Below are 2,199 nucleotides of genomic sequence, written 5' to 3'. Positions count from 1 at the left end.
AGGAGTATGACATCTAGTGCCTGATTCCTGCCTACTGCTGTCCAGAGTTACGTATGATGGTCAGCATGTACCGGATCAGCGAGTTCGCGGAGCGTATCGGCCGTTCCCCTTCCACCGTTCGCAGGTGGGAGCGGGAGGGCCGCATCGTGGTGCGTCGTACCGCATCCGGTCAGCGGTACTTCAACGACGCCGATGTGCGGCGGGTGTTGCAGCCGGGCTTCGACGAGGCGGCCCGCAAGACGGTCGTGTACTGCCGAGTGTCCTCACCTGGACAGAAGGACGATCTCGCCTCCCAGATCACGGCGATGGAGGAGTTCTGCCGGGGGCGTGGTCTGGCTGTGGACGAGTGGGTCCGCGAGATCGGCGGCGGCATGAACCTCAAGCGGAAGAAGCTCCTGGCTTTGATGGATTCCATCGAGCGGGGCGAGGTCGGCACACTGGTCATCGCGCACACGGACCGGCTTGCCCGGTTCGGGTTCGAGTACCTGGAGTACGTGGCGGACAAGAACGATTGCACGATCCTGGTGGCGAATCAGGAATCGCTTTCCCCGCAGGAAGAGATGGTTCAGGACCTTCTCGCGATCGTGCACACCTTCTCTGGCCGCCTGGACGGGCTGCGGAAGTACGAGAAGACCCTCAAGGGCGAACTCGCTGGTGACGGCCGGTGAAGGTCACCCGCATCGCCTACAGTCGCGGCCTCAACCAGGGGAAGTACGCCCAGCTCAACGAGCAGGCCATGCGGCTCGGTGGCGTCAGGTCGCTGGTGTGGCGCCAGTACGGCTCCATCGCCGGTACAGGCGTCAAGGACCGCACGGTCCGCGACCAGTGGATGCGTGAGGGCACCGCTGGGGGATTCGGCGTGCTGGCGAACGCGTGGAAAGAGACCGTGCGGGACGCGTTCGCCGACATCACGGCCAGCCGCGAGGCCGCCAAGGTCAAGATCCGTCGCGCCGTAGCCAAGCTGAAGGTGACCGAGGCGGAGAAGAAGCGCCTGTTCACGCTGCTGAAGCGTGACCAGTGGACGCAGGATGCGTACCTGTCCCGGATGATGCGCAAGCACTGGCGACGTGGGCGGAACAAGACCATCAATCAGATCGTGGTCCGCTCCGACCAGTACCGCACCTTCACCCTCGCCGAGGGCGGCAACATATGGATTGCGGTGCCCGGCCTGGAGCGGCGGCAGCTCGTCACGATCCCGCTGAACACCACGGTCGCCCCCACAGGAACGCTCCGGATGATCCTCCGCAACGGCCGCGTCGAGGTGCACTACGCCATCGACGCCGAGACGATGCCCTCCTCCAAGCGTCCCTGCGGCAGCCGGAAAATCGGCGTGGACAAGGGATACACCGAAGTCCTCACCGACTCCGACGGTAAGCACCACGGCCCCGAGCTGGGGCAACTGCTGTCCTCTGAGTCCGACCACCGCAAGGCCAAGGGGCAGCGGCGTGCGAAACTCCGCGCTCTGGCCGAGAAGGCCGAGCAGAGGGGCGACCATGCCAAGGCCCAGCGGATTCGGGACAACAACCTCGGCACGATCAAGCGTGAACGCCGCTCGAATGCCTGGAAGTGCCGGGTCCGTGATCTGACCTTCAAGGCCGTGCACGCGGTCGTCGACAAGGCCAACGTGATCGTCGCCGAAGACCTCGCAAGGACGTTCGCCAGTCATAAGAAGCTGGGGAAGAATACCAACCGGCGCCTGGCTGCCTGGACCAAGGGCATCACCGCTGAGGCGCTGGAGACTGTATCGGGCCGCAGAGGTTCTGCGGTGCGGCTGGTCAACGCTGCGTATACCTCGCAAGCCGTCCCCTTCACGGACATCCTTGGTGTCCGCAAAGGGGACCGGCTTCACTGCACCGAGTGCGGGGCGGTATGGCAAGCAGACCACGCCGGAGCGATCAACATCGAGCAGCGGGACAGTGACCCCGACATCACTTTGTTCACTCCGCACACGCGGGTGAAACAGATCCTGCTCGATCGTGCTGGTCGCAGGCGGTCCGGACTGCCCTTGGACCAGGACTCCAGTACCCGGCAACTGTGTCGGTGCGGAGAGCGAATTATCCAACCTCGATGCTCAACTCTGAGCAATGAATAGGAAGCAGAACGATGAGCTCCACGCAGCACACGCCACTGCCCTACTACGAGGACGTCTCCCCCGGCGCGGGAGCGCTGCCGCCCCGCCCCTGGACCCCATCCTCCGAC

2 protein-coding genes are annotated in these 2,199 nt (G+C 64.4%); both read left to right on the top strand.

The genetic code is table 11. The annotated features are described in order from the left end of the window. Positions 1-56: 56 nt before the first annotated feature. Complete coding sequence (locus KN815_RS26115) at positions 57-668, top strand: IS607 family transposase (protein ID WP_216344365.1); 612 nt, start codon at positions 57-59, stop codon at positions 666-668. After that, the gene (locus tag KN815_RS26110; RefSeq protein WP_216344364.1) at positions 665-2,092 is read left to right on the top strand and encodes a zinc ribbon domain-containing protein; all 1,428 of its coding nucleotides are present in this window, start codon (positions 665-667) and stop codon (positions 2,090-2,092) included. Before KN815_RS26115 ends, KN815_RS26110 begins: the two co-directional genes overlap by 4 nt. Positions 2,093-2,199 lie beyond the last annotated feature (107 nt).

Source organism: Streptomyces niphimycinicus (assembly GCF_018883605.1).
GTDB classification, from domain to species: Bacteria; Actinomycetota; Actinomycetes; order Streptomycetales; family Streptomycetaceae; genus Streptomyces; species Streptomyces niphimycinicus.
This window is presented reverse-complemented; position numbering and strand designations above follow the sequence as displayed.